Here is a 20,291-nt window from a genome sequence, read left to right as displayed (position 1 = left end):
TGGCGGATACGTCCTTTGCCAAGCCAATTCACCCTCCTGCAACGCCACCTCGACAGGGCCGTCGATCGCCAAATGGAATTTTCTATGCTCGTAGAAGGTCGCGGAAACGCCTGAGTGCAGCACATGTATGCGCGCCCGAGATCTCAGATACTCGTTAACGGAGCAGGCCGCTAAACCGATCCCGATGATACATTATGCGATCCTTCTGTAACGGGCGCCTCGTCAATCCCTTGTGCGCGTAATCCCTCGCCGAGTGCTTGCTTCTGTCCGCAGTCGGAGCTTTGCCGCTGCTCTATGGGGTCTGCTGAGGACCGGTTGGCCAATCTGAAACGGCGCAGTCACCGCGTGCTGCTGATCGCATAACGGCCTAACCCATCCATCGTCCCGGCGAAGGGACCTTGCTGCGGAGGGCTGATGGCTGTGCCCGTCCGAACGCCTGTCTTGTCGTCTCCTGCGGTCAAGCCGGCACGGCGGACGCTCCCTTATGAGCAATGAAGCTGGTTCCGTCCGTGAGCATGCGATGCAACACCACCGCCAGCTTGCGGGCCAGCGCGACGCGCGCCTTTCTCGGACCGGCACGTTTTGCGACCGCCAGTGCCCAGCCCTTCAGATCGGAGCCTTTGACCGGCCGCGTCAGGATGACGTTGGCCGCCTCGTAGAGCACGGTTCGCACGCTGCCATCGCCGATCTTCGAGATGCGACCGCTGTGATCGGTCTCGCCCGATTGATATTTCCTCGGCGTCAATCCGAAGTGCAGCCCGACCGCGCGGGAGGAGCGGAAGCGCTCCGGCGCATCGACGGCCGCCACAAACGTCAGCGCCACCAGGACGCCAACGCCGGGCGTCGTCATCAACCGAAGGGCGTTGTCGTCCTGGCGGGCGATGGCACGCAACGTGCGATCAAGCCCTGCAAATTCGTGCACAAGCGCGTCGCGCACTTTGAGCAGTGCCGTCGCGATCGCTTCCAAGGTCGAATGGCCGGCAACCAGCGCGCGGATACGTCCCGCGTACGTGCGCCGCGTCGTCGGCCCGACCTTGAGGCCGAAGCCGCGCAGGATGCCCCGGATACTCATCTCGATGTCGTGCAGCTTACCCTGAATGAGCTTGCGGGCGGTCAGCAGCGCACGCACCTCCTGGGCAGCAAGCGATTTGCAGTGGACCGGTCGGAACCAGCCCAGCCGCATCAACTGCGCAATGCCGCGGGCGTCCTTCTTGTCGGTCTTGACCGGCATCGTCTTGAAGGCTGCACGCACGTGGCGCGTCTCGATCAGCTCGACGCAAAGACCGGCTTTCACCATCCCGGCATGCAGCCACTGCGACAACGGGCCGGCCTCCAGACCAATGCGCTCCATCGCCACGCCATGCGCGCCGAACCAGGCGATCAGCGCATCGGGTTCGCTGAGGATCTTTGCTTCCCGCACGATGCGGCCATCCGCATCCACCACGCACACACTCGAGTATTCCAATGATACGTCGATGCCGGCATACTCTTTCATGGTCGTCTCTCCGTGCTGCTATGGAGCAGGCCACTCCTGACTCCGCGACACCATCATTGTGAGGGACGACCACCGGCCCTTCAAACCTGCCGGGCCGGGTTCCCGCCCGTTACACCATCTGGACGCACAAAGCGGAAACAAACCCAGCACAACACTCGTGAAACGTTCACGTGCAGCTTCGAGCTCCCTTGGGCCGAGCACCTTCGACTCTAGCAAGCTTCTCTCGGTCCTGTCGCCTGGCGCAGCACCCAGCGGTGTCCTCGGAACAGATTTCGTTGGCTAAGTTGTCGATCGATAAAAAGCCGGTGTTGTCCCTTCGAAAATAAATCGTGATTCAGGATCAACTCGTTGCCCGTGAAAGCGCACACTCGGGTAGATTTTTGCCCCTCGCGTTATTGCATTCTTAATAAGTATGGGCCATATCACTCATCAATAAGACCCGCCACGCCTCGGACGAAACTTCGGTTTCGGAACTGCGCACCCAGGCGGGTTTCTCTTTTCTGGAACTTCGAATCCGCCTATGAAATGGCATGAAGTTCACCAAGCCTTCCGTTTCAATAGCCGATCAAATTACTCTGCTTGAAGCCAGGGGCATGGCCGTTCCCGATCCGGCGCACGCCGCTCACTGCCTTCAACACATAAGCTACTATCGCCTGCGCGCCTACTGGCTTCCGTTTGAGGAACCGACGCCGCTTGCTGGAGGGCACAAGTTCAAAGATGGCACCTCCTTCGAGGACGTGCTGGCACTCTATGCCTTTGATAGGCGGCTTCGACTGCACGTCATGGATGCGATCGAACGCATCGAAGTCTCGCTACGGGGAAGCTGGGCACACCACCTTGCCATGAAATACGGCCCTCACGGCTACCTTGACCCTGGGCTTTATGATCGCGCCGACTATTATGCCAAAGCCTTTGCCAACCTGATCGAGGAAATCGAGCGCTCTAAAGATACTTTCATTGTCCATTATCGGACAAAATACGACGATCCCGAACACCCACCGATTTGGATGACTGCGGAAGTCATGTCGCTTGGACAACTTTCAAAATGGGTGGGAAACCTAAAGCTTCGCGCCGATCGCCAGGCGATAGCCAAACCTTATGGGCTCGACGAGAAGGTTTTGGTCTCCGTTGCGCACCACCTTACATATGTGCGCAATATCTGCGCGCACCATGGTCGCCTTTGGAACAAGCAATTTACTGTTACGATGATTGTGCCGAACTCCCCGGCTTCGCTAAGGCTAGCGATGAACGCCGCATCAGCGAGGAAGCTTTACAACACGCTGGCGGTCGTCGGCTATATGATGGGGATCGTCGCGCCGGGGACACTCTGGCGACAATCACTCATCGAACTGATGGACTCTTGCCCACTCGCTGAAGAATCTGCGATGGGGTTTCCTCCAAACTGGACAAACCTGCCGGCATGGAAACCGCCCACAATATAGCAAATGCGACTGACAAAGGGTTATGCCAGTTGAACGGCATTGCTTTACGCGCGTTGCGCACTGGAAAAGAGCCGTTCTTCCGGTCAGACCGTTCGAGCGTGAAATGCATCAGGCGAGGCACCCACGACGCACTTGCCGTGGACTGAAAGTTCGACCCCTACCGGGCCCACCACGTCTGCGATCCTTCGCCTTGAACAGAATCAAATCGCTAGCCTTTTCAATGTGACGCCCGGTCCACGACCTTCGCGATCACGGCGAACGACGAAACAGCCATCAATGTCGTCTAGCGCCACGACTCCGAGGAGCGCCATGTCCTGATGGATTTCCGATTTTAGGATGTCGATAGCTTTAAGGATAGCTGGACTGCCGGCGACAACCGCTGCGTAGAGGAAAGGCCGCCCGACAAAAACGAAGCGTGCGCCCAGCGCGAGTGCCTTGATTATATCGGTGCCCCGCCGGAAGCCGCCGTCGACCATGACAGTGGTTTTGTTGCCGATCCGCGCAACGATCTCAGGAAGCGCGCTTAAGGGCGACATGGTGCCGTCGAGTTGACGCCCGCCGTGATTGGACACGATCAACCCATCCGCGCCCACGTCATGCACGCGCGAAGCGTCATCTGGATGCAGAACACCTTTGACGACGAGTTTTCCCGGCCAACGCGCGCGAATGCGCTCGAGGTGGACCCAATTTAGGTGATCCCGCCGCCCGAAATCGCGCATGATGTTCGACGAAATGATCGGCGCGCCGCGGGTCGCATAGGAGTTCTCAAAATGCGGAACGCCCTGCGTCATCAAAGTGCGTAGAAAGGTGCCGATCGTCCATCGCGGATGGATAATCCCTTGCCAGGCCAAGCGCAGACTTGGACGAAGGGGAGTAGAGAAACCGGCGCGAACATTGTTCTCGCGGTTTGCCAGAGTGGCCGTGTCGACCGTCAGGACCAGCGTCTGAAAACCGGCCCGTTGCACGCGGTCGACCAGTGCATCAATCCGGTCGGGTTCTCCTGGAAGATATGCCTGAAACCACGAGCCCGGGGCGGCGTTGGCGACGTCCTCGAGCCGCGTTAGCGATGATCCACTCATGATCATGGGAATTCGACGCTTTCGGGCTGCATCAGCCAGCTCAACGTCACCGCGGTAGGCCATCAGTGCACTGATGCCCATAGGCGCGATCCCAAACGGCGCATCATATGTTTCGCCGAGCAGCGTTGTCTGGATGCTGCGGCCGGAAACGTCTCGCAGCACACGCGGCCGAAAGGCATACGCGTCGAAATCGACTGCATTGTAGCGCAGCGACGCATTGGTTTCGCTCGCACCCGCGATGTAGCCAAATAGTGGCCGCGGAAGGCGGCGCCTCGCCGTTCTCTCGAAATCATTCAAGCAGAGATACTTTTGAAGAGGATCGCCCATTTTTCGTCCACCAAGGTCGCTCGCCGCAGCTTCCAATGATCAGGCCGCCGGGGCAATGACGCCCAACGTCATTTCGCGAAAAAACGGCCGCGCGGAGCGGCCGTCATGGAGCGTCGGTATCGACTGGTGGTCACGCTTCTTCGTCCTGAAACGCTACCTCGCGCGTCCGACGGAAGGATGGCAGCACCATCAGCACGAACATGCCAACCGTTGCGATGAGCAGGACCAGACTGATCGGGCGCTCGTAGAAGACGCTCGGATCACCATGGGAGATGGTCATCGCGCGACGTATGTTCGTTTCAAGAAGCGGGCCGAGGACGAACCCGAGTAGCAGCGGCCCTGCTTCACATTTCGCCTTGCGGAACGCGTAGCCCAACAGACCAAACCCGGCTGCCAGGACCACATCGAAGATGCGGTTGTTGATGCTGTAGACGCCAACGCAGCAAAACAGCAGGATGGCCGGATAGAGCAGGCGATAGGGAACCGTCAGCAGCTTCACCCAGACACCGATCAGCGGCAGGTTGATCACGACCAGCATAAGATTGCCGATCCACATGCTGGCAACGAGACCCCAGAAAATCTCCGGCTGCGTCGCAAGAACAGTCGGCCCGGGCGTAATACCGTGGATGATGAACGCGCTCAGCATCATTGCCATCATGTTGTTGGACGGGATACCCAGTGTCAGCAACGGAATGAACGACGATTGTGCGCCGGCATTGTTGGCAGCCTCCGGACCTGCGACACCTTCGACGGCACCCTCGCCGAACTCGGACGGGTTCTTGGAAATCTTCTTCTCGACCGAGTAGGCGCAGAAGGACGCAAGGGTCGCCCCGCCGCCGGGCAGGACACCGAGGAACGTTCCGACACCCGTTCCGCGCAGAACCGCAGGCCAGGCCCGACGGAAGTCCTCTCGCGTTGGCCACAGCCGGCTTAGTTTACTCACGAGTACGCCGCGCGCCTCATGATTTTCGAGGTTCTCGATAATCTCCGCAAAGCCAAAGAGACCGATAGCGATGACGACGAAGTCGATGCCGTCGAACAACTCCACCGCGCTGAATGTCAGGCGCTCCTCCCCGGAACTGGCGTCAATGCCCACCATCCCCAGGAGCAGACCAAGGAGGATCATGCCGATGGCTTTCAGAACCGGTCCGCGAGCAAGCACCGTTGCCGCTAGTAGTCCGAACAGCATTAGCGAGACGTATTCCGTCGGCCCGAACGACAGGGCAAAAGAGGAGAGCGTCGGACCGGCAAGTGCGATGCCAAAAGTCGCGACCGTACCGGCGAAGAAGGACCCAAGGGCCGCGACGGCGAGCGCGGATCCCGCTCGCCCCTTCTGGGCCATCTTGTAGCCGTCTATCGCCGTCACCACCGAGGAGGCTTCTCCTGGCAGGTTGACCAGGATGGCCGTCGTCGAGCCACCGTACTGAGCACCGTAGTAGATGCCAGCCAACATGATGAGGCCGGCGAGCGGCGGCAGATAGAACGTGATCGGCAGCAGGACAGCGATCGTGGCAGTCGGGCCGATCCCGGGAAGCACGCCGATCAGGGTTCCAAGAAGTGCGCCCAAGAGGCAGAAGCCGAGATTTGTGGGCGTCAGCGCCTCGCTGAATCCCAGCATAAGGAGGTCGATAAAGTTCATAAGTCCCTCCTTAGAATGGCCAGATGGGCATCTGAACGCCCAGGCCGACAATGAAAACCAATGCACCAAAGGCCGTCAGTCCCGCGGTGAGCAGGATCACCTCGCGCAGTTTCGAGTCACGATCGGCAAGGCTGCCTACGACCAGCAACCAAACCGACGCAGCGACAAAACCGAAGAATTCGGCAATGAACGCGAAACCGACAACCGAAGCGAGAATGATGGCAACCGGCCAAAGCTTCGGCGTGGCGATCTCCTGACGATCACGAAAGGCACCAACTCCCCCGACTGTCACGCCGACGATGATGAGGAGCCAACAGACGATCCTTGGAAGATAGCCCGGCCCCATCGCAGACGCCATCCCCAGGGTCAGGTCGCGCCCGGCCCAAAGGCCGAGCGCGCCAAAACCCACGAAAAGCACGGCGGTCAGGAGGTCCGGACGGTCGCCCGCCCCGCCAGCTTTGCGCGGCGCCGACATTACTGCTGTTCCTTTGCGAGCTTCCAGATGGCGCCCAGCCGCTCTGCCCGAACCGGCAACTCCTTGCTCCAGTCTTCCGAGGAGAGATAAGAAAGGGCAAGCGACTGTTGTTTGGCTTTCGCCTGGAATTCCGGGTTATCGAGGGCTTTTCGGATTGCGTCAGAGAACTTGACCCGAATATCTTCCGGTACGTCGCAGCCCATCGCAATGCCGCGTTCCGAGCTCACCAGAACTTCAAAGCCCTGCTCCTTTGCCGTCGGTAGATCGGGGGCGATCACAGCGCGCTCTTCTGCGAACTGGCCCAGATTCTTGAAGGCTGAATGGTCGCTGCCAACGAATTCGCCGACATTGATGCCAATCGTCATGACGTGGCCGCCAAGGAGCGCCGTGCGCGCCTCGTTCGCACCGTTGAACGTCACTGCCGTCAGGTCGATGCCGGCCGACTTTTCGAGTTGCAGCATGGCGAGATGTTCGTCCGTGCCGAGACCAGTCGTACCAACGGTCACTGCGCCAGGATTGGCCTTCGCATAGGCCACGAGGTCCTTGAGAGAATTGAACTCGGAGTTCGCCTGGACAATGAACGAACCCGGATCCTCAACGATGCGAGCAACAGGGCAAATTTTCTTGGGGTCGAAACGGACCTTTCGGTCCATCTGCATGGTCAGGTAACCGGGCGTGTTCAGCGAGGAAGCTGTGTAGCCGTCCGGACGCGCTTCCGTCATCGCCGTGTAGGCGATTTCGCCCGAAGCGCCCGGACGGTTCAAAACCGTGATTTTCGCACCGAGCTCCTTCTCGACATAGGGCGCCAGAGTTCTGTTCATAACGTCCGTGCCGCCGCCCGGAGCGAAAGCGACGATGAACTCGATCGGCCGATCCGTCGGCCATTCGGCATGTGCGGCGCCCGCGCCCAAGAGCAGGGTCGTCGCAAGCGCGGTGTTTCGGATCAAATGCTTCATGCTATCCTCCCATTGATGACTGCTATCGAGCGCCTCAGCGCTTCGAGGTTTCATTCGGCCCGACACAGAAGTGGTGTGACGAGCCAAGATCTTTGTTCCGGTCGGTGACCCCTCCTCCTCCGTGAAGGCGCCGGCGCAATTCAGTCGCTCGCAATCAGAGCTCAGGCGGCAGTTCGCAGCCAGCCTTCGAGAGCGCTTCGTTGAACCAGGTCGGCCTATGGGTCCCGGCCTTGATGTTCTCCATCTGCTTATTTTCGGCGGCGTGCTTGGCAGCAGTTCGCTCGTAGACCTCAGCCACGTCATCGATCGGGATAACGACCACCCCGTCCGCATCGCCAAGGACCAGATCGCCCGGCATGACCACCATGCCGCCGATGGCGATCGGGCAATTGATTTCGCCAGGTCCGTTCTTGTAGGGACCCCGATGTGTCACACCGACGGCAAACGACGGAACGTTCATCTCAAGAAACGCGTCAGCGTCGCGAATGGCTCCGTTGAGCACGAAACCGGCCACGCCACGACCGCGCGCATGGGCAAGCATCATTTCTCCCATCAAGGCATTCGTGACATCGCCCCCCGCATCGATAACGATGACGTCGCCTTCGGCGGCCATGTCGATTGCCTTGTGCAGCATGAGGTTGTCACCGGGAGGCGCCTTGACGGTGATAGCGCGGCCGGCAAGTTTACCAGACCGATGCATCGGCCGAAGCTGCGCGCCAGCCGCATGCATGCGGTGCATGCTGTCGCTCACATTGGCAACCGGCAGTTCCCGGAACTTCTCGACCCACGCTTGCTCAACGGCACGTGGCCGGCTGCGAACTCTAAAACCTATGGTCAAGATACTCTCCTGAAATACGTTTGATGTTGTTGAGTTGGCTCGATCGTCAGGCTGAGGCGGCCAGGGCCCGGAAGTTCACGATCCTCTCGCGGCCAAGAGCACGCCCTTCGACGATCGCAAGCACCCCCTCGATCGCGTCTACACCGACACGGACATTCGCCTCCTTCGTGACACCGCCGATGTGGGGTGTGACGACAACTTTCGGCTCCTGCCAGAACGGGTGATCGGGCGCGGGCGGCTCCGTCTGGAAGGTATCCAGTCCGGCGCCCGCGACGTGGCCGCTTGCTATTGCGCGCAGCAAGGCGTCCTCATCGATAAGCCCACCGCGCGCAGTGTTGATCACGTAGGAGCCGGGCTTCATCCGAGCGAGGCCCTCGTCGTCAAGTAGGTTTCGTGTCTCGGGCGTGAGCGGGCAGTGCAGGCTGACAATATCCGAGCCTGCGAGGATCTCCTCAACCGTGTTTGCCCGGGTGACGCCGGCGTCTGCGAAGGTGGCATCGTCCGTGAACGGATCGTATGCACTGGTTCGGATGCCGAATGTTTTCGCAAGCATCGCCGTGTGACGAGCAATCGCTCCGAAGCCGACGAGCCCCATGGTCATTCCCGAAAGTTCTTTTCCGGAGAAGCCTGGCTTCTCCCATTTGCCCGCTCGTAGCCCACTATCGAGCGGCAAAATGCGCTTAACCGTGGTGAGCAGCAGGGCGATGGCGTGTTCCGCGACGGAGAGAGCGTTCGCACCGGTCGCCACGACAACCGGAATCTCGCGACGCGAGGCCGCGTCGAGATCGATGTTGTCCACCCCGACCCCATGTTTGGAAATCACCCGTAGCGATGGGGCAGCGTCAATCGCCGAGGCACCGAAGCGGCCCATACGAACAATGACCCCGACCGGGTCCGCTTTCGAAACGACACCCACAAGATCTTGTTCACTCGTATAGGGCGGTACGTAGACCAGGCTGTAGCCGCGTTCTTCCGCGAGCTTCACTGCCCGCTCGTTGATCGCCGGGCCGGTGACGAGAATGTTATGGGTTGGCATGCGTACCTCGATTGGCAATGCGAGGACGCAGAGCAGCAAGGCGCTTTCTGCTAGATCCTCCCTCGTGCCCGAACTCCCGTGGGCACCTCCTACCCATGACGGTAACATAAGAGTTTCTTGAAAAAAGCGAATAATTCTGACAAAGATAAACAGAAAATCTTAATCCACCAGGTGGCCGTTGGACATTCGTCAGCTGAAGACCTTCATTGCGATTGCAGAACACGGCACGTTCGCGAAGGCGGCCGACGCGGTTGGTCTCACACCGTCTGCCGTGAGCCAACAAGTCCAGGCGCTGGAATTGGAAGTGCAGGCAGAACTGTTCGATCGGTCGACGCGCCCGATCACGCTGAACAGCCATGGACTTCAAATGCTCGAGGCAGCGCAAGGGCTTGTGCGCTCTGCCGACGACGTCATTGACGCCATCTCCGGAAAGTCAGTCGGCGGCACGTTTACCATCGGCTCGGTGCGCTCAAGCGCCCTTTCTCTCCTGCCGAAGGCGATCATAGCACTCAAGAACGACTTCCCCGGCTTGAAGATAAAGCTCCACGTTGCCAACACCGACGAGCTGCTCAACGATGTCGTTACCGGACGCCTCGATTCGGCGATGGTGGCCGAATATTCCAGCGTCCCATCGACACTGCGGTGGAGCCCGTTCATCCAGGAGCCCCTCTTCGTGATCGCTCCGAAGGGGACGCGCATCAGGACTGCAGCTGAGATGCTTACGGAACTTCCCTATGTGAAGTTCATCAGCCGTTTTCGCCTTGCCAACATTATCGAAACCGAGGTCGCGAGAAGCGGGATTGTCACCAATGTCATTGCCGAAATTGACACGATCACCGCGGTCGTCGCCTGCGTGGTCAATGGGCTCGGGGTTTCTATCGCGCCCTGGAGCGCTTTGAGGGAAATTGCGGGCGAGGTGGTGTCGGTGCCCTTTGGCGATCCGCCGATCTATCGCCAGATCGGCCTCATAGAGCGACGGGCTAGTCCTCGAGCAGCCGTGATCGACCGGCTTCATCAACACTTGGTCAGCTTCAGCGGAGAATTCGGGGTAGGCCGTTGACGCAATGTTTGCCGGCAACAAGTCCGCCGCTTCAAGTTAGGCGCCAAAGATCATGATCCGGATCGCCGGTCGCTTTAGGCGCGGCCAAGTCGTGGCGGGCCAGTGACCTTTTGCGGATTTCCTTTTTGTTGAGTTCCACGATGTTCCGTCATAAGACTGACGGCACAAAAGCCATCTGTTTTCCGTTCGCCTCAACGAGGAACCGACGATGCAAACGATTCTCGTGTCCAGCCTGGCCACCGGTGCAAATTCTCTTCGCCCCGCGCCAACCGAGGTCGTTCAAGCCGGCGCCATCTGCTATCGCAAGGCGCGTGGAGCTGATGGATATGACGTGCTGCTGATTTCTGGCAAGACAAACCAGCGCTGGGGCATCCCAAAGGGTCACTTGGAAGTCGGAGAAACGACGAAGGCCGCAGCTGCTCGTGAGGCATTTGAAGAAGCCGGCGTAGTTGGAACTCCCACAGAACACTCAGTGGGTGGGTTCACGTACTGCAAGGATAGCAGCGCCCTAATCTACCGGGTTCGCGTACACCTGATCGCCGTGCACTCGATCGCTTCTGACTACCCCGAAAGGGACCTCCGTTCGAATCGCTGGGTGCCGGCTTCAATAGCGACGTACGAAGTGGGGCAACCCGGGCTTCGCAAGCTCCTTGTCCGCATATTGGGATAATTGGTTACTTCACAATAACGTCGGGATCTCGTCCGGGCGCCCCAAATCAATTTCCAGACGATACATTATGCGATGATTTTGGCCCAGAACGTGAACACACGCGCAACAGCCCCTTGCAGGGCTCGTGAGAACGGCTTCCTTGGCCCTTTTCGCCGCGAAGCCTAGAACGGGAGTTCCGATCACTGTTGACCGCCAGCGGCATTTCGAATGGCCGCCTTGCGCCGCCGTTTCGGGCAATTCGGTCGACCGTGACAGATCCGAAAAAGCGGAAGGCTCTGCGGTCATCGCACCGGAAAATGTTGGAACAGACGTGTTTGTCCATGTTTCCGCAGTCGAAGGCGCTAGTCCGCTGCGAGACGGTCAGAAGGTCAGCTACGACATTGGGCAAGATCGAAAGACGGGAAAATCACGAGCCGAAAACGTCAGGCCCGCTTGAACGGTTCATGAATATTTTCGCGGGTTCGCTCGCCGTTGCTCAAGGCGAGAGACATTCCTCGCATAGGCCACAGCCGTCGGTGTCCATGACCGAGGCCGGGCATTTCTTTTGACAACACAGGCAGGTCGCAGTCTCCTGCACGTCCCCTTCATTGGGCACAGGCGGGATAATTTCGATCTCGTGATCGGTCGTGAATTCCATTGCCACCTGATCCATCTCGAGGGCTCCATGTCGAGGATTCTTCCGAGATAAGGAAGCACCAAGGCGTGTACACGATACTAAAAAGAGGCCACTGTGAAAGCGACGTCGGCGCGCAGCCAGCCTTTACCTCGTTCTTGCGATCGATATTTCGATAGCACCGGAACCTTCTTTCCCAGCGGCGCTTAAGCCATTAGCCAAACGAGAAGCGCAAGAACTATAATCCCAGCGCCAGCGACAGGGAGCAAAGAACTTTGAGTGATCTGGTCCAGTAGACTGGGGGAACCAGGTTTCCCGTCAATGTAGTGAGTGGTGACGTCTTTTCCGACATGGGTAATGTCCACATCGTCCCAGCCGTAGCCCGCCGAGGCCATCGATGTCCAGTCTCGCTGGCGCCTAAACTCCTCAATTCGTACGAGGCTGCGATCTTGCACAGCCTTGAGAGCCTCGTCCTTTACGACCGGCGTTTCGAAGATCTTGACCCCCTTGAGATCCGTGGCGCTTAGGATTGCCTGTTGGGCAATTATTTTCCCGCCAGTGCGATATGGGTTGACGAATTGCTTTTTGAGCTGGGTCTCGCTCAGATCCCCTAAGAGAAACCTCGGGTCGCCTCCACTCTCCGCGGTCCAAACGATGACGTGGAAGTATCGCTGCTCGGTCTTCTTCATCGGTTGTCTCAGAAGGGGCGGAATTGCGAAGTCGCTGATTTAAGGAGTTGCTCAGAGTGCATTGCCGACAACCGGCGCGGAAGCGCGAGCGTCGACAGCAATGCCTCAGCGAATTTGCCCAGAAATTGGGCGCGGATCGTTGTTCCGCCTAACCCCATGAACGCGCCTCCTCCACGCTACTCATCATTACATAAGAATTACCTAAAATATATCGTTTTGCCCGAATGGCAAACCGGGATCGTAACCCAAAACCGGGAGTAACCGATGAGCATCACCGCTCAGCAGGTTTGCGATGCCTCGAAGAGGCAGATTGCAACCCGCCGACAAGGAGGGCTCGCGGATCATGCGTGGCTGACGGGAGCCGAGACTTTCTCGATTTCACCGAAATTTCAGAACTTGTTCGGGACAGGAAGCTCCGCCTGGACGACCATGAATTCGCTGTGAAGGTCGTCTCATGCAACTTACCTCGGAGATCGTTGCCAAGGCTAACCGGCTCGTCGTCGACAGTGGGCCGGCGCCCGGTTTTGTGCCGATGACGGACGGTGACTATGAAGCTTTAGCCGACGATCTCCTTGATGGGCGACCTTCTGACGGTCCCGTCTGGGTGTTCGCCTATGGCTCTCTCCTTTGGAAACCCGCCTTTGAGGTCGCTGAGGAACGTTACGCGATCGCGCCCGGGTGGCATCGCGCCTTTCGCCTGCGGTTAACGCGATGGCGCGGGACGCCTGAGTGCCCCGGGCTCATGCTGGTATTGGATCGAGGCGGACAATGCAAAGGCATGGTGCAACGCCTCCCCCGCCGCATCGCCGTGACGCCTTGATCGCGCTTCTTCGTCGGGAAGTTTCCAGTCCGGCCACCACGAACAAGCCGCGCTGGGTCGTTGCGAATGTCGAGGGGGTACGGACGCAAGCCCTCGCCTTCTGCGCCGACAGGGCTAGGCTCGCTTATACGGGGTATCAGCCGATTGAGACTGTCGCCGACGTGCTCGCGACGGCAGCGGGCCATCTCGGTTCTTGCGCCGAGTATTTGTATCGAACTGTCGAGGGCCTGGAACAGCGAGGAATCCGCGACCATCGGCTATGGCGACTTCAAGCGATGGTGGCGCAGCGCATTCTTGCATCGAACCAGCATAAAATCGGGAGTGTGTAACGATGAGCGACGCAGAGCGACAAGACCTTCTCGAGTTCCTCACAACTGCTTCCAGCTGCAGCTGTATGGCGGGCGCATATCACGACATCTGCATCGACCATCTTTCTCTCGCTTCGGTCGATGAGGGTGGAGAAGCCATCACTGCATTTAACGCAGTTGACAACCGACCAAGACAGTCGCAACTCTGGTCGTATCTGAGGACTTTTGCGCGGAGGTGAAGAACTCATGGCCGTGGGCAGCCAAACGCCCATTCGCTTCCGAGGATTCACGCTCGACCTCAACCGCGGCCTTCTTCTGAACGAAGCTGGCGTTGTTACTTTACGTCGAAAGGCATTCGAACTTCTTGCCTGCCTCGCCAAAGAGGCGGGCCGCGTTGTGTCGAAACGCGACTTAATGGATGCTGTTTGGCCGGACGTGATCGTCACCGAGGATTCGCTGACGCAGGCGATCCGCGAAATCAGAAAGGCGCTCGGCTCCGTCGGCCCATCAACAATCAGAACGGTGGCAGGTCGAGGATATTTTCTGGACCCAGGTTCATCAAAAATGGCCGACGCGTCCTATGACGGCGAAGAAACACCAATCGCGGTGCTGCCGTTCGAAGACCGCACCCCCGACAGCAACGCATCATATAGTGAGATGCTCTGCGAGGAGATCATCAACGGCCTTGCCAGATTCAGGATCGTTCCGGTCATTGCCCGAGCCACATCGCTTGCATCGGCACACGCAGACAGAAGCGAGCCGAAAGCCCTCGCGAAACGTCTCGGGGCTCGCTATCTCGTCGACGGCCACATTGACCGGGATGAGGGAATGGTGCGGGTTGGTGTCAGCCTCATCGACGCCGCCGACGGTAGCCTGGTGTGGGCGGATCGTCTTGAGGCGTACGACCCGGACCCGCTGGCTCTTGAGGATCTTATTGCGCGGCAGGTTATCAGCCGATTGGTGTCACATGTGGAGGGTGCGTCGCTTCGGCTGGCTGCACGCAAGCCTCCGGCCGACCGAAAGGCGCATGACCTGCTCCTGCAGGGTGTAGCGCTGCTGCGGGGCTACGGCGAGGGAGACAACCAGAAAGCACATGAAGTTCTGTCGGAAGCGCTCGTTCGCGATCCAACGAATGGCCTCGTTCATTCCTACCTTGCGCTTGCGACCGTCATCCTCGGCAAATACGGCCTGAGCGCCGATACCGAGTTGCGTACTGCCCTCAGCCTCGCCTCAACGGGGGTGAGCCTTTCACCGGAAGAGGCGCGCACCCACCGCATCCTCGGGCTCGTCCGGCTTTATCTTCGAGAATACGACGCTGCCGAGCATCATGTCGCGCGGTCGCTCGAACTTAACCCTTACGATGCCGATACAATCGCGCAGATGGGCTATCTGCTCGTCCTTCGCGGGCGGGGGGAAGAGGGTATCGCCTGGATGGACCGTGCGGTCCGGCTAAATCCGCTGCACCCAGACTGGTACCATTTTGACCGCTCGATGGCGCTTTATCTTGCCGGAGACTATGCCGGCGCTGCGGAACGACTAGGGCGCATCCCGAGGCTAGGTGCCTGGGGTCTTGCGCGGCTTGGGGCTGCTCAGGCGTTGGCAGGCGATACCGCTGCGGCCAGAAAGACGGTCGCCCGACTGCAAGCTCTGCAACCGGGTTTCGATCCGGTAGATTACGCCGTCCGTGGAATCGCCTTCGAACGTCAGCAGGAACTTGATCGGGTTGTCGAAGGCATGCACGCGCTGCGACAAGTCTCGTGATACGGCGAAACAGGAAGGCAAAAATCAGAGCCTTCGCTGCGTCGTTCAAGGGCGGTGGACAGCATCAACTAGTTCCGAAACGCCGGTTCAACAAAGCTCGGATGTTTCTCGCCGACCCTGCAGTCTACTGGCGCGCGCATGGCGGCTGGCTGGGCAGTCAAGCTAGGCGTCAGCCCGCCCACTTCGAGCAGCAGCTTCTGGCGCACGGCACTCGGGAAATCCTCCACGTTACGCACGGGAATCATAAAGGAGCCAGGACCGCCGATGACGCATTCCGCATAATAGCGCTCGAGCGGAACCGTGGAAGTGGTGGGCCGGATGAGTATCACCAATCCATTGATTACGATCCCACGCGCCAGAGCGTCATCGCGAGCGACTGCGATTGGTAAACCCGTGTTGTTGAACCCGTCACCGGAAACGTCGAGGATGCGGCGCGCTGCGACATAGGCGTTGGCTTCGATCAGTTTCGTGCCAAAACGGATTGCACTCGAGATCGAGGTGCCATGCCGCGTGCCAATGGGACGGGCTTCGAGCTTGGCGGCAAAGGCTTCGACATCCTTGGCATCTTCAATCACCTGCCAGGCGACGACAGACGATTCCTCCACCCGCCCAGCCCATTCAAAATAGCCGATGGCAATGCGTCCCAGGTACCCGCCTTTGACGGCGTTGATGAAATCGGGATGTCGGAGCGCTTCCAGATAGCCGAGGCGCTGCAGGCGCGCTTCCGCCATGTCCATGGAACCCGACGTGTCGACCGCTAGCAGGAGCTCCAAATCGACATCCGGAGGCGCTGCGGCGGGCTGCAAAGGATATGCGACAAGAGCAAGGATTAGCACCAGCACGCGAAACATCGCACAGCCCCCCAAGGCGTCCTTGCCGCAGGATACCACAAGGCAACCGACCTGAATTAGTTTATGCTTAATTACAGATCGACAGCGAACCTGCGCCCCACCCATCCCGCGAAGTTTGACGACGCGCAAGCAGTGTGGCCGCTCGCGCACCGGACCTCCGCTGAAAAGCAACCATTGTTGGCGTGTCATGTGGCCGCGAGCTGCTCGGTTTGGGGGACCAATCGAACTGGTCACGATTGCCAGGGGGAGCGGCAAGGCGCGCGTGACAACGTAGCCATTGACCATCCGTGCTAGCTCGGAATGACTACAGGCCAACCTGCTTCATCTGCTGTAGATTAGCGTAGCCTAAAATTCAGGAGGAGCTTGAGATGCTGAGGATCTTGCTCGCGCTGACCGTGCTGGTTCTTTCCACGTGCGCCATTGCCCGCGCAGAGACCGATGCTGCCCAGGTTGCGAGACATGAATTCGAAACGATCAAGAATTGCGTACGCCAGGCGCCGATCGGCGAGTTTGATCGAAAGTGCGACATTCCAGCTGCCGGTTGGAGTGGGGCCGAGGGTCTTTGGCTGCCAAGTGTGTCCCAAGGTGCCGGCTGAATAGAAGGCAACGCGCCCACGAGAAGCAAGTATTCAGGCCATGGCGAACCAGCAGATCGCTGCGGCAAGAGGCCACCGGGGGCCGGCCACCATGAAGGCGTAGAGGTCGGCGGCGACGAAATCTAGCGCTCTGCGGTCCGACGTTCGTCTAACGCCAAGTTGAGATAGTGACTGTTCGGCAGATCATTCGATCTGCCCATATCGCGGGAGGATGTCCTATGCCACTGTTTATAACCACAGGGTGCTATACAGCCACGTCAGCGAAGGGAATGATTGACAATCCATCGGACCGAGAAAAAGCGGCCCGTGGCATCATGGAGGCAGCTGGGGGGAAACTGCATTCCTTCTACGTCACGACCGGCGAAACCGATTGGTTGGCCATCACGGAATTCAACGATGGCGCGGACCTGGTCCCTGCACTTCTCGTCATCGGCGCATCCGGAGCCGTGTCGAATGTCAAAACCGTGCGAGCCTACACGGGGGCGGAATTCAAGGCTGCGCAAGAGAAGGCGGGCACAATCGCATCTACCTACAAGCCCCCGACGAAATAAGAAGATCGCTGGTTGAGACATCTCTGGCAGCGGATCGAACCTCCGCTGCCGGAAACTAAGGGTTGGCGCGCAAAGGGGCCGTGCGCGACCGCGGCATGCCCCGCAAGCTGCTCGGCGCGCTGGAGACCGCTCAACGTCCTCGGGATCGCGAGGCGCGAGAACGGCGGCGGCCGGCACGGACCGTATCACGCCGCGATGTTTCCCTTCGAAATTCGCATAAAGGTGCACCGTCGAAATCCATCACTTCGAAATCTTTGGCAACAAACACACCTCAAGCTCTTAAAATCGAGCGGCAGGAAATTCTTTTTTCCACCCGCTCGAGACGAGCGGCGCCGCCTGAGCGACATGGCGGCAAGCCGACTGACCCTTCCAAGACATTGGCTAGCTCGGCCAAAAGAGCAAATCCTCTGCCGAGAGCGGACCTCGCATATCCTTGAACGGTGATCCGCGCTCAGCGACGAATCAGAACCGGAAAGGTCGACCCAAAAAGCCGTTCGATCGCATCGGTCGTGTCGGTGCATGGCCTCGACGCATGTCCGCGTATTTGTGCATCAGCGTTCTGCGCAAGGAGCCAAATCGCAGGCGATAGCGTCCAGGTGTCAGGCTGGTCTCACGGCGGAACAGACGGCCGAAGAAGCCCGCATCCTCATAGCCAACTTCATTGGCCACGGCTTCGAACGGCAGATCGGTGGTCTCCAGCATCTGCTTGGCTTCCTCAAGACGCAGTGCATGCACATAGTCGAGGGGAGTCATGCCTGCGGCCTTGGTGAAGCGCCGGATGAAGGAACGTTCCGGAAGGCCTGAAAGTGCTATCATCGCGGCGACCGGAGCGTGAGTCTTGTAGTTCGTCGCCACCCACTGCTGGCATCTGTTTATCACCACATCGGTTCTCTGCCGGAGGCTCACCAGCGATGCGAATGGCTGTTGTCCCAAGTCATGCCATTGCAGCATGTAGACCTTGGCGACTTCCATTGCCTCCTTCAGACCGACAAATCGCGCGATCAGGTACAGTGCGAGGTCCTGCCAGTTCGATCCGCCTCCCGCCATGACGATGCGCTGCGCTTCGCCGCTTAGCACGAGAGACCGATCCACTCTCACTCGGACGCCCGGATAGTTGTTGGTGAGCGTCGCGACATAGCCCCAGTGAATTGTAGCATCACAATTAACGAGCAGCCCGGCTTCGCCGAGCAACACCGCACCTGAACAGGCGCTGGCCAACATCGCGCCGTCCTCATGCGACCGCTTCAGCCATCGTGCTTCAGGTTCATACTGTCCGGTGACACTCGCGCCCGGATTCACGAAGAAGTCCGGGATGCAAACGATATCAGGGCGCGGGCATCCGTTGAAATCATAGTCTGGCTTCACCCGGATGCCATTCGCGGCTTCGAAACCCTCACGGGATCGTGCAACGATATAGGGCTGCATGCGCTGTTCGCCTGCTTCGCCACTGACGATGTAGGACCAGTCCCGGCCCGGTGAAGAAAACAGGTCAAACATGCCGAACAACGCCGAGGCCGTGACCTCCGGCACCGCCAGGATAGCAACTTTGATGCGGCCCTCTTGATCGAGCATGGCAGAAACGACCGCTTTTCAGCATATTTGACTTTAGTCCCAAAGGTCCGACGCTACTAGGCTGATACGAAGCCTAGAGGAGACATGGACATGACGCATGAAGCACTCCGCTGTGAACTGCGCGGCGAGCTGCTTGCTCCGGGAAGCGCCGCTTACGACGCTGCGCGAGTGGTATGGAACGGCATGATCGACAGGCGGCCCGCGCTGATCGCCAGATGCCGGAACGCCGCCGACGTCGTCGCGTCGGTAAACCACGCCCGCACCCACGGGCTCGCCATCGCCGTTCGCGGTGGCGGGCACAATGTCGCCGGCTATGCCGTCTGTGATGGCGGGCTGATGATCGACCTGTCTCCGATGAATGCAGTCCGCATCACGTCTGGACTTGACCGGGCGTATGTCGAAGGCGGGGCCACCTGGGGCGATGTCGACGCCGCTACGACGCCTTTCGGACGCGCCACGCCCGGCGGGCTGATTTCAGCCACGGGCGTGGCCGGGCTTACCTTGTCGGGTGGCATCGGTTGGCTGCGAGGTATGCACGGTCTTAGCTGCGACAATCTCGTTGCCGCCGACGTGGTTGCCGCCGGCGGTGATCTGATCCATGCGAGCGAGACGGAAAACGCCGACCTGCTGTGGGCACTGAAGGGCGGTGGCGGCAACTTCGGCATCGTCGTGAACTTTGAATTTCGGCTCCATCCGATCGCGGAAGAGCTGATGTTCTGCGCTCCCGCGTACCCCGAAGAGCGCGCCGACGACATCCTTCCGCAATGGCGTGACTATATGGCCTCGGCGCCGGACGAAGTCAGCGGTCTTGCCGAGTTTTCCACCATACCCAATGACCCGGCCTACCCGGAAGACATATGGGGCAAGCGTGTGCTGACGCTCGCCACCGTCTATGATGGTCCGGCTGAAGAGGGAGAGCATGTCACGCAGCCCCTGCTCAGCCTTGGCGAACCGCGGCTCGATTTCAGCGGCCGCATGCCATACCGTGCACTTCAGTCCATCTACGACGGGTTGTTTCCCGCTGGCCGCGACCGCTGCTACTGGAAATCGACATACCTGTCGGGCCTCGACAATGGCGTTATCGCCGATATCACTAAACGCGTGGCGAAACGACCGTCCGAGATGACCTTTGCGTCGATCTGGAAGTTTGGCGGCGCGGTGCAACGGGTTGCCGCCGATGCCACCGCCTTTGGCGACCGTTCCATGCCCTTCATGCTCAGTCTCGACGCAATCTGGTCCAATCCGGCGGAGGACGATACCAACATCGAGTGGGTTCGCGACGTTTGGCGGGATATGCAGTCCTATTCCACCGGTCGCCTGTACCTGAACTTTCCTGGTTTTGGGGAAGGTGAAACTCTGGTTCGCGATGCGTTCGGTGCGGAAATCTACGCAAGGCTTCAGAAGGTCAAGCGCGACTACGATCCACACAATCTCTTCCACATGAACCAGAACATTCTGCCGCGTTGAGGTCAGAGGAATTTGAACCGCCCCAGGTTTCTGGACCAGCGGAGGC

Annotated in this window: 21 protein-coding genes; 11 read left to right on the top strand and 10 right to left on the bottom strand. The window is 59.3% G+C overall.

Annotation, left to right across the window (positions count from 1 at the left end; genetic code table 11):
- Positions 1-457: 457 nt before the first annotated feature.
- Positions 458-1,495: an IS110 family RNA-guided transposase gene (locus PWG15_RS33030; RefSeq protein ID WP_275027691.1), complete on the bottom strand. Its 1,038-nt coding sequence runs from the start codon at positions 1,493-1,495 to the stop codon at positions 458-460.
- 530 nt (positions 1,496-2,025) lie between these two features.
- Between PWG15_RS33030 and PWG15_RS33025 the strand changes: the two genes are divergently transcribed.
- Entirely contained in the window at positions 2,026-2,937 is a 912-nt protein-coding gene (locus tag PWG15_RS33025) for an Abi family protein (protein WP_275027690.1), read from the top strand.
- 200 nt (positions 2,938-3,137) lie between these two features.
- Here the strand turns inward: PWG15_RS33025 and PWG15_RS33020 are convergent, their stop codons facing one another.
- The 6 genes from PWG15_RS33020 to PWG15_RS32995 all read right to left on the bottom strand — a co-directional run bounded on the left by PWG15_RS33020 (position 3,138) and on the right by PWG15_RS32995 (position 9,287).
- Positions 3,138-4,343, bottom strand: coding sequence for an alpha-hydroxy acid oxidase (locus tag PWG15_RS33020; protein ID WP_275027689.1), 1,206 nt, complete (start codon positions 4,341-4,343; stop codon positions 3,138-3,140).
- A gap of 130 nt (positions 4,344-4,473) precedes the next feature.
- Complete coding sequence (locus PWG15_RS33015; protein WP_275027688.1) at positions 4,474-5,982, bottom strand: tripartite tricarboxylate transporter permease; 1,509 nt, start codon at positions 5,980-5,982, stop codon at positions 4,474-4,476.
- Positions 5,983-5,992: 10 nt separating this feature from the next.
- Positions 5,993-6,457 (bottom strand): tripartite tricarboxylate transporter TctB family protein, encoded by a 465-nt coding sequence (locus PWG15_RS33010; protein ID WP_275027687.1) that lies wholly within the window; start codon positions 6,455-6,457, stop codon positions 5,993-5,995.
- Positions 6,457-7,413 carry a tripartite tricarboxylate transporter substrate binding protein gene (locus PWG15_RS33005; RefSeq protein WP_058322632.1) on the bottom strand — a complete coding sequence of 319 codons (957 nt, stop codon included), beginning with the start codon at positions 7,411-7,413 and terminating at the stop codon, positions 6,457-6,459. Before PWG15_RS33005 ends, PWG15_RS33010 begins: the two co-directional genes overlap by 1 nt.
- Before the next feature lie 154 nt (positions 7,414-7,567).
- On the bottom strand, positions 7,568-8,251 hold the full coding sequence (locus PWG15_RS33000) for an RraA family protein (protein WP_275027686.1): 684 nt from the start codon (positions 8,249-8,251) through the stop codon (positions 7,568-7,570).
- A 46-nt stretch (positions 8,252-8,297) separates the two neighbouring features.
- Positions 8,298-9,287 carry a hydroxyacid dehydrogenase gene (locus PWG15_RS32995; protein WP_275027685.1) on the bottom strand — a complete coding sequence of 330 codons (990 nt, stop codon included), beginning with the start codon at positions 9,285-9,287 and terminating at the stop codon, positions 8,298-8,300.
- A 178-nt stretch (positions 9,288-9,465) separates the two neighbouring features.
- On the opposite strand from PWG15_RS32995, the gene PWG15_RS32990 reads away from it, so the two are divergent.
- The 3 genes from PWG15_RS32990 to PWG15_RS32980 all read left to right on the top strand — a co-directional run bounded on the left by PWG15_RS32990 (position 9,466) and on the right by PWG15_RS32980 (position 11,453).
- Positions 9,466-10,347: a LysR family transcriptional regulator gene (locus PWG15_RS32990; RefSeq protein ID WP_275027684.1), complete on the top strand. Its 882-nt coding sequence runs from the start codon at positions 9,466-9,468 to the stop codon at positions 10,345-10,347.
- Positions 10,348-10,555: 208 nt separating this feature from the next.
- Complete coding sequence (locus tag PWG15_RS32985; protein WP_275027683.1) at positions 10,556-11,017, top strand: NUDIX hydrolase; 462 nt, start codon at positions 10,556-10,558, stop codon at positions 11,015-11,017.
- A 283-nt stretch (positions 11,018-11,300) separates the two neighbouring features.
- Complete coding sequence (locus PWG15_RS32980) at positions 11,301-11,453, top strand: cold-shock protein (protein WP_275027963.1); 153 nt, start codon at positions 11,301-11,303, stop codon at positions 11,451-11,453.
- Between the two features lie 383 nt (positions 11,454-11,836).
- On the opposite strand, the gene PWG15_RS32975 is transcribed toward PWG15_RS32980, so the two are convergent.
- Positions 11,837-12,319 carry a hypothetical protein gene (locus tag PWG15_RS32975; RefSeq protein WP_275027682.1) on the bottom strand — a complete coding sequence of 161 codons (483 nt, stop codon included), beginning with the start codon at positions 12,317-12,319 and terminating at the stop codon, positions 11,837-11,839.
- A 264-nt stretch (positions 12,320-12,583) separates the two neighbouring features.
- On the opposite strand from PWG15_RS32975, the gene PWG15_RS32970 reads away from it, so the two are divergent.
- From PWG15_RS32970 to PWG15_RS32955, 4 genes are all read left to right on the top strand, one after another.
- The gene (locus PWG15_RS32970) at positions 12,584-12,763 is read left to right on the top strand and encodes a hypothetical protein (protein WP_275027681.1); all 180 of its coding nucleotides are present in this window, start codon (positions 12,584-12,586) and stop codon (positions 12,761-12,763) included.
- Between the two features lie 10 nt (positions 12,764-12,773).
- On the top strand, positions 12,774-13,139 hold the full coding sequence (locus PWG15_RS32965) for a gamma-glutamylcyclotransferase (protein WP_275027680.1): 366 nt from the start codon (positions 12,774-12,776) through the stop codon (positions 13,137-13,139).
- The gene (locus tag PWG15_RS32960; RefSeq protein ID WP_275027679.1) at positions 13,088-13,468 is read left to right on the top strand and encodes a gamma-glutamylcyclotransferase; all 381 of its coding nucleotides are present in this window, start codon (positions 13,088-13,090) and stop codon (positions 13,466-13,468) included. Before PWG15_RS32965 ends, PWG15_RS32960 begins: the two co-directional genes overlap by 52 nt.
- Before the next feature lie 225 nt (positions 13,469-13,693).
- A complete protein-coding gene (locus tag PWG15_RS32955; RefSeq protein ID WP_275027678.1) occupies positions 13,694-15,208 on the top strand; it encodes a winged helix-turn-helix domain-containing tetratricopeptide repeat protein in 1,515 nt (504 codons plus the stop codon).
- 68 nt (positions 15,209-15,276) lie between these two features.
- Here the strand turns inward: PWG15_RS32955 and PWG15_RS32950 are convergent, their stop codons facing one another.
- Complete coding sequence (locus PWG15_RS32950) at positions 15,277-16,059, bottom strand: DUF1194 domain-containing protein (RefSeq protein ID WP_275027677.1); 783 nt, start codon at positions 16,057-16,059, stop codon at positions 15,277-15,279.
- A 368-nt stretch (positions 16,060-16,427) separates the two neighbouring features.
- Between PWG15_RS32950 and PWG15_RS32945 the strand changes: the two genes are divergently transcribed.
- Positions 16,428-16,655 (top strand): hypothetical protein, encoded by a 228-nt coding sequence (locus tag PWG15_RS32945; protein ID WP_275027676.1) that lies wholly within the window; start codon positions 16,428-16,430, stop codon positions 16,653-16,655.
- A 218-nt stretch (positions 16,656-16,873) separates the two neighbouring features.
- Positions 16,874-17,206 (top strand): GYD domain-containing protein, encoded by a 333-nt coding sequence (locus tag PWG15_RS32940; RefSeq protein WP_275027675.1) that lies wholly within the window; start codon positions 16,874-16,876, stop codon positions 17,204-17,206.
- Positions 17,207-17,668: 462 nt separating this feature from the next.
- Here PWG15_RS32940 and PWG15_RS32935 read toward each other — a convergent pair whose 3' ends face one another.
- Positions 17,669-18,778 (bottom strand): GlxA family transcriptional regulator, encoded by a 1,110-nt coding sequence (locus PWG15_RS32935; protein ID WP_275027674.1) that lies wholly within the window; start codon positions 18,776-18,778, stop codon positions 17,669-17,671.
- Positions 18,779-18,868: 90 nt separating this feature from the next.
- On the opposite strand from PWG15_RS32935, the gene PWG15_RS32930 reads away from it, so the two are divergent.
- A complete protein-coding gene (locus PWG15_RS32930; RefSeq protein ID WP_275027673.1) occupies positions 18,869-20,245 on the top strand; it encodes an FAD-binding oxidoreductase in 1,377 nt (458 codons plus the stop codon).
- Positions 20,246-20,291: the final 46 nt, after the last annotated feature.

It is taken from the genome of Ensifer adhaerens, assembly GCF_028993555.1.
Classification (GTDB): domain Bacteria; phylum Pseudomonadota; class Alphaproteobacteria; order Rhizobiales; family Rhizobiaceae; genus Ensifer; species Ensifer adhaerens_I.
This window is presented reverse-complemented; position numbering and strand designations above follow the sequence as displayed.